General features: G+C 38.3%; 6 protein-coding genes. All 6 read left to right on the forward strand.

Translation table 11 applies throughout. The features are described from left to right. Positions 1–342 precede the first annotated feature (342 nt). The 6 genes from N518_RS0114550 (at position 343) to N518_RS0114575 (ending at position 7,550) form a co-directional block, all read left to right on the forward strand. The gene (locus tag N518_RS0114550) at positions 343–1,119 is read left to right on the forward strand and encodes a hypothetical protein (protein WP_005093369.1); all 777 of its coding nucleotides are present in this window, start codon (positions 343–345) and stop codon (positions 1,117–1,119) included. Next, positions 1,119–1,685, forward strand: coding sequence for a hypothetical protein (locus N518_RS0114555; RefSeq protein ID WP_026444450.1), 567 nt, complete (start codon positions 1,119–1,121; stop codon positions 1,683–1,685). The genes N518_RS0114550 and N518_RS0114555 overlap by 1 nt, the downstream gene beginning before the upstream one ends. A gap of 1 nt (position 1,686) precedes the next feature. Continuing rightward, complete coding sequence (locus tag N518_RS0114560) at positions 1,687–5,070, forward strand: UvrD-helicase domain-containing protein (RefSeq protein ID WP_005093365.1); 3,384 nt, start codon at positions 1,687–1,689, stop codon at positions 5,068–5,070. 98 nt (positions 5,071–5,168) lie between these two features. After that, positions 5,169–5,924, forward strand: a complete 756-nt coding sequence (locus N518_RS0114565) for a multiubiquitin domain-containing protein (RefSeq protein ID WP_005093363.1) — start codon at positions 5,169–5,171, stop codon at positions 5,922–5,924. Then, positions 5,899–7,083, forward strand: coding sequence for a ThiF family adenylyltransferase (locus N518_RS0114570; protein ID WP_005093361.1), 1,185 nt, complete (start codon positions 5,899–5,901; stop codon positions 7,081–7,083). The genes N518_RS0114565 and N518_RS0114570 overlap by 26 nt, the downstream gene beginning before the upstream one ends. After that, a complete protein-coding gene (locus N518_RS0114575; RefSeq protein ID WP_026444451.1) occupies positions 7,077–7,550 on the forward strand; it encodes a DUF6527 family protein in 474 nt (157 codons plus the stop codon). The genes N518_RS0114570 and N518_RS0114575 overlap by 7 nt, the downstream gene beginning before the upstream one ends. Positions 7,551–7,895 lie beyond the last annotated feature (345 nt).

A 7,895-nucleotide genomic window follows, 5' to 3' on the forward strand; every position in this document is an offset into this window, starting at 1 on the left:
TTACGGAATTAGGTCGACCACTTACCCAAGTTACGCCTTAAATTTGGCTCAATTAGGGGCGCTTTGCATTTCAAATCTTTGTGCAACAAAGCCCTCTCTAATTAGTAATATTGTAGTTTCAAGCTTGAGTACAACAGGTATTTTTTTGATAATAGATGTAGAAAAGTAGTGGAATTTTAAAGTTTTTAAACAATAGAAATTTAATAACATGAATTGATTATGGATTTACCAACTCTTAAATTTTTTAACTGATATTATTGTTATATAAGATATTTTGGTTCTTTAAGATTAATTACTAATAATTGTTAAAAAATTATCGATTTAAGGTTGTTAGGGTGCTTTATGGCTAGACCTCTAAGAAAGGTTAATAGGGAAGGTGTTTTATACACTCGGCGTAGTATTGTTGAATGTGAGATTGATGAACTAGAAAAAATCAGTCATGAGGAGATTGTTGCCAGAAGTATTATTTGGCCAAAATCAATTGAGGGTTTTATATCAAGTGAAACATTGCTCTATTTTATTCGAAATACTGATAATTCTTGGCTTCGTGAAAAGTTACTCCTAGCTCTCTTAGAAAGAATACATCGTAATCTTCCTAAACCTCATAGCCTAGATGGAAGAACTTCTTCCTTAAGTAATATGGAAATCCGCGATAAAGTTCGTGATGATTTTATCGATTTACTATTAGTGGATCAGGATAGTTATGAGGAGCGTCTTGATTATTTTGAAGTCAACTTTAACAGCGCATTAGCTAAAGACCGAGTTGATGCACAAAATAAAATTCAAAATAAAGATAATCTCACTCAAGGATTATATGGTGAAGATGAAAATATCTTACCAGAGGTTGAAAATGCGTTAGAACCCTATGATCCTTTTGATGCAAATGAACTTGACAAAGAATATTACCGACGAAGTCTACATGAGGCGATTAATGTTTTATCACCACTTCAGCAACGTATTGTCGTAATGTGGTGTCACGATATACCCATTATTTCGAAAGATCCCAATGAAATGACAATCACTAAAACGTTGAAGAAGTCAGATAAAACTATTCGCACGCACCGTGATTTTGCGCTTGCAATATTGCGTAAACAACTAGAAAATAAGGAGAAATTTTAATGAGAGATCAAAATATTTCTCGTGAGGATGTACTGAGAGACTTCTCAGTAGAATTTGATTCTAGTAAAGATATCTTACTAAAGTATCTCATAGAGTTTCCTGAATATTCTAATGAATTAGTCGATCTGTCACTCGAGCTGACTCGTGAAATTGATGACTGTGTACCACTTACCCCAGATGATGAAATAAGTATTGAGTCTGCTTTGGATCGATTTCGTAGGGGGCTTACCCAGCAATCGGAACAAATAGATATACCTCCACAGCGTTTCTCAAATGCAGCAAAGTTATTAAATCTTCCCAAACAAGTTTTAATGGCTTTTGGAGTAAGAAGAGTTGAACTGTCATCTGTTCCATTACATTTTATTAATAGGCTTGCGATAGTTCTACAGGTAACGACTGCTCAGTTGAAGGCCTTTCTTGCACTACCACCACAAGCACAACATAGCCGAAGTTATAAATCTAATGTAAAACCAACTGCGCCAAGCAAGGTATCTTTCGAAAAGATTCTTCATGATGCACTTATTCCAGAAGAACGAATTCAAGAGATAATAAATAGAGACGAATGATATGGATGCTATCGAGATCGCTCGCCAGCGCGCTGACAAACTACATCATGAGGCTGTAGGCAGAGGGCTAGATCCTTGGAACTCTTATGCTTTTGCTGTTGCTGAAGCTGCGTTTCGAGATATTGACGTAGAGAAGTGTTTACAATGTTCCGATGAATTAAATGGCGCACGGGCGTTCTTTGATAGCACATATAGATTAATTACACATGAGGATTTTGGTTCATCTTTTGAACAGGCATTTCTTGTAGCGCATGAAATTGGTCATGTTGAGCTAGGAGATGATACACAAGATGAATATGTTATTAGTATTGACCCTAGCCGTACAGCAGAATCTGAACTATCAGGAATAAGTCGCGTTGTGGATTATAACCATCGACAACGACGTGAAGTTCAGATGGATCTTTTCGCCCGAGAATTCTTGCTTCCGCGTTCAGTTGTTAAAAAAATGCATCTTGAATGCCATATGACTTGTAGTGATATCGCTAGTAAGCTCGGAGCACCTTTTGAGGTTGTTGCACAGCAAATGCTTGATGCAATGCTGTTGCCTATGGTTGAAAATAAACCACAAGAAATTGATCCAGAGATGCCTCTCAATGAAAAGCAGAATGATGCAGTAAATCATAGAGGTTCTGCTTTTTTACTTCAGGCTGGTCCAGGTACAGGTAAGACTCGAACTCTCATAGCAAGAGTTGAAAGTTTGCTGAATGAAGAGGTTGATCCTCGACGGATATTGTTATTAACCTTCTCGAATAAAGCAGCTGCGGAAATATCAGAACGTATCGCACGAAAGCAGCCCCATGAGGCAGCGGCTCTTTGGATAGGGACTTTTCATGGGTTTGGCCTTGATCTGCTTCGTCGATTTCATGATTTATGTGATTTACCAGCGGAACCCCGCTTAATGGATCGTTCAGAGGCTGTAGAACTTCTGGAAGAGGAGTTCTTACGTCTTAATTTAAATCATTATCGTGATTTGTACGATCCTTCTCAAAATATTGTCGATATTTTGAATGCTATTTCTCGGGCAAAGGATGAGGTGATAGATGCATTACAGTACCGAATTCTTGCAGAGAATATGCTAGCAAAGGCCAGTAGTGCAGAAGAACGTGAAACTGCTGAACGAGCATTAGAAGTTGCTGTAGTATACGAAGCTTATGAAAAGATAAAGAAACAAGAAAATTGTTTAGATTTTGGTGATTTAGTGATGCTACCAGTACAACTGCTGGAGGCTAATGCAGAGTTACGTCAACAGTTGCAGCATGATTATCTGCATGTATTGGTGGATGAATATCAGGATGTTAATAGGAGCAGTATCAGGTTATTAAAGGCTCTCAAACCATATGGTGATAATCTTTGGGTCGTTGGTGATGCAAAGCAGTCAATTTATCGGTTTCGTGGAGCCTCGTCATTTAATATATCGCGTTTTTGCGTGGATGATTTTCCCGGGAGTGTAGGTCAATCACTGAAAATTAATTACCGCTCTGCTTCAGAGATCGTGACATCATTTTCAAGCTTTGCATCAGATATGAAAACAGGCGGTACACACAGTGCTCTTACTGCAAATCGCCCTGCATCAGGTTTTCTTCCGGAAATACGAACAGTAGAAAGTGGTGACCTGGTAAGTTCCGCTTTAGCTGAATCAATTAATAAAATGTGTGATCTTGGTTTTAAGTATCGAGATCAAGCAGTTTTGTGTCGGGGGAATGACAAGCTCTCAGAATTAGGGCGGGATCTGGAACGATTGGGAATTCCGGTATTATTTCTGGGTAGCTTATTTGAGCGACCAGAAATTAAAGACCTTATAGCATTGGTCTCTATTTTGACAGATAAACGCGCTTCCGGATTGATTCGTATTGCATGTTGTACAGAATTTAAGATGCCAATGGAAGATGTCACTCAAATTCTAGAGCATCTACGCACAAGCGAAAGAGAACTTTGTGACTGCAACATATCATTGTTAGCTTTATCCCCAGAGGGATTATCTTCACTTGAAAAATTAAAAAATGTACTACAGGGTTTTAGTAATCACTCACACCCTTGGAATGTTTTAGCGACTGTGCTTTTCGATCGCACACGAATGATAGCTGAAATTGCAACATCAGAGTCTGTTGGAGGGAAAGCTGAAGGAATTGCTATTTGGCAGTTTATGAATTTTGCTCGGCAACAACTTAAAGGTAGTGCCTTTCCCATAGTAAAAATGATAATGCGAATACGTCGTTTACTTAAGCTTAACGATGATCGTGATCTCAGTCAGCTTCCGACAGCGGCCCAAAATATTGATGCAGTCAAATTGATGACGATTCATAGTTCAAAAGGTCTTGAGTTTCCTGTTGTTCATTTAAGTGGGGTTAATAAAGATACACTACCTGGCTCATATAGACGGACAAAATGTCCACCACCTGAGGGTATGGTTGCTGGTGGTAAAGGTTCATCTAATGATGTAGCCAGAGAAGCTCACGACAATGAGCAAGAATGTCTTTTTTACGTAGCAATGTCACGTGCACGAGAAAGACTATTTTTTTATGGTGCAAGGACTAAAGGTCAGAAAAAAATCCAACGTCCACTTTCTGGTTTTTTGGAAAGGATTGGCCCTGTTTCGCACATAAAAACTCTCCCAGTATTACAATTACCAATAGCACCGGAAAGTATCCCATTAGTAGTGGAATTTCAGGGAGATGTAAGTTTCAGTGCTAATGCTTTAGATTTATATGATAGGTGCCCTAGACGGTTTCTATATACTCATCTTTTATGCATTGGTGGTCGTAGACAAGAAACTGCATTCATGCAAATGCATGAAGCAGTACGCGATGTATTTCAAGCATTAATTGGCTTAGATAATGATCCTTCAATAAATTGGAAACCTATGTTGGAGGCTACTTTTGAAAAGTTTGGTTTACATGAGCATGGATACGTAAGTGATTATCGTAATATCGCTGAGATGATGCTCAATTTTTTTATCCAGTCCAGAAATGGAGCAATTGTTGAAGTTTTTGATAAATTAGTTTTGAATGTTGCAGGTGTAAAGATAACAATTCATGTTGATGAAATGCTGCTACGAGATGATGTGCGTACGTTACGCTGTATCTTTACTGGTCATGCACCTAGTTCAGACCCAAAAAATATAAAATATGCAGCATTTTCCCTTGCTGCAAAGAGTACTTTTCCTGATTCATCTGCAGAATTGGTCTATTTAGCCGATAATAAGGTTTACCCTCTCGACTTTAAACCAAAAGCCCTAAACAATTTTGAAGACAAATTACGAGAAATTTTCATTCGTATCCGTGGTGGTGATTTTAAAATAGCAGATTCAGCATTTAGCTGCCCTAATTGTCCTGCGCTATTTATTTGCGGTAGAGTCCCGACCGGTATCATAAAGAAAAATTTTTAAAATAAATTATAAAAAAATTACCGACGATGCTTTGTCGGTCCGATTAAAGAGATGTAGCCAGAAAATTCCTTCTGGTCAAAACTTTAAGAGGTGTTTATATGAATCCTATTCAGGATGATTTTGATGATGTTGGCGAAGCGGTTCGTGAGAACCGTCCGTTAAAAGCTGCAAATGGATATCGCATTAGTGTTGGAATAGACAATGTGAATTTCCAACAGGCTTTTGTTTCTGATCCAGTGCCTACAGGGCGGCAGATATTATCTGTAGTAGGGCTTGATGATCGGGATGAGGTAACTCTTTATGCGATATTACCATCTGGTGAATTTGAAGATATTCGATTAAATGAAACTTTTGACTTGCGTGGGCGAGAAGTTGAACGGTTTATTGCTTTTCGTACGGATCGGGAATTCAAACTAACACTTGATGGTCGTCAGCTTAAATGGGGCAGGTCAGCTATTGAGGCCAACAACTTGTATGTATTGTCAGGTATTAGTCCAGATCAAGCCGTATTTTTGGAGGTGCGAGGTGGTACTGATCGCCTTATTGAACCTGATGAATTGCTGGATCTTACAGCTCCTGGTATAGAGCATTTTATTACAGCTAAACGACCAGTTCAGGGTTACACCATCACTATTAATTCTCTTGATGAATCAGTACCTAATAAGCAAGTCACATTTGAACAGGTTGTCCAACTGGCATTTCCTAATGACCCAATCGGATCAAATATTATCTACTCTATGACTTATCGTCATGCAGCATCTAGACCAAATGCTGGTGAGCTTGCGGAGGGTGGGGTTATTGAAGTTAAACATCAGGGGACGATTTTCAATGTCACAAAAACTATTCAATCTTAATGATGATTTACGCCAGCTTCGTGAAGCTGGCTATCATGTGCAAATTATTGCCGGCTTCCTTGTTATGAAAGAGGTACCTTATGTAAATGCACAAAAATGCGTTCGCAAAGGTACCCTTGTAACATCATTGGATCTTGCCGGTGATAATACACGTAAACCTGGGTGTCATGTCATGCATTGGGATGGGGAATATCCTTGTAAAGCTAATGGAATGCCTATAGATGAAATTCGCCATGTAACTCAGCACATGGATTTTGGTCATGGTATTACTGCTGAACATAGCTTTTCAAGTAAACCAGGTCCAGAAGGATACCCAGATTACTTTGCTAAAATGTCTACCTACGCGACGATTTTGTCTGGTCCAGCAGCGGTATTACAGCCAGGTATGAGTCCAAAGATATTTCGTGCTCCTGATGAAACTGAAATTGAAAGCATTTTTAATTATATTGATACAGCTTCTGATCGTGCCGGGATAGGCAAACTTTCAGAAAAGCTAGAAAGCGAGGTTGTTTCAATAATTGGAACTGGGGGGACTGGAAGTTATATTATTGATTTAGTTTGCAAAACTCCCGCACATGAGATACGTCTGTTTGATGCGGATGAGTTTTTACAGCATAACGCTTTTCGTGCTCCTGGTGCTCCCTTATTACATGAGCTGCGAAATGCGCCACTGAAGGTCAATTATTTCAAAAATATTTACGACCGAATGCATCGTAATATTGTTGCGAATCCAGTTAGCTTGAACTCTACCAATCTTGAATTATTAAATGGAACTTCGTTTGCGTTTATTTGTATTGATGCTGGTGAAGATAAGAAAGCGATCATTCAGAAATTGGAGTTACTTGATATACCTTTTATTGATGTTGGAATGGGGATAGAGTTCGTAAATGGTAGTCTTGGTGGCATTTTGAGAGTGACAAGTAGTACTCCTGATAAACGCGAACATATCCATTCAGGACGTATTTCATTTGCTAGTGTTGGTGAGAATGATCTTTATGCATCTAATATACAAGTCGCTGATTTAAACTCATTAAATGCGGCTTTAGCTGTAATTAAATGGAAAAAATTGAGAGGCTTTTATAGAGATTTGGAGAATGAACATCACTCTACCTACACTACGGATGGAAATATGTTACTGAATGGGGATCTGACATGCTGAAAATTAAAAAGCTAACAAACCATTTTATCCGTAATATCCCACGTGAAATCGATACAGGCGTTTTATATATCTCAATGGAATATGCAACAGCAGTGCATAGCTGCTGTTGCGGCTGTGGAGAACGGGTTGTTACTCCATTATCACCAACCGACTGGAAAATGATTTTTGATGGCGAAAGTGTTTCACTGACGCCATCTGTTGGGAATTGGAATTCTGCATGTCGTTCACACTACATTATTAAACAAAATGTAGTAATTGAAGCTGGTAGTTGGAGCGAAGATCGAATCACAGCAGAAAGAAAGAGGGATAAATTAGCTAAGACTCATTATTATCAATCTATAGCTCAACCAGAGAGTGAAGTAAATAATAATGAAAAAGAAGCTACCTTTAGAAAACCGCCTGAGAATAAAGGTATTTGGGATAGTTTGCGTAGATGGTCACGAAAATTAATTAATAAAATTGATTAGTGAAATAGGGATAATCTCTCCATGAGTCAGACAAATCCGAAGTATAGTTTTTCATATTTTCCCTGTTTACAGCAGGGAGAATATTAGCTAACTAAAACTAACATAATATACTCTATGCAAATCTTTTAAGATCAATAGCATAATACTTTATGAAAAGCCCACTTCTACTCGAATTGTCTTTTTTATGACAACTTATGTGTCCTTCAGGCACTGTTGCAAATAGAGATTTGAGTCGATGAAGTTCCTTTTTAAAAGTGCTTAGAGACCGAAAACCCTGTTGATTAGACACACTTCACCTTGAGGCTGACCATAATAAAATGACGTGTATTAGTTCAGACTTGATCG

Origin of the sequence: Acinetobacter sp. UNC436CL71CviS28, from assembly GCF_000620525.1 — a bacterium.
Classification (GTDB): domain Bacteria; phylum Pseudomonadota; class Gammaproteobacteria; order Pseudomonadales; family Moraxellaceae; genus Acinetobacter; species Acinetobacter radioresistens.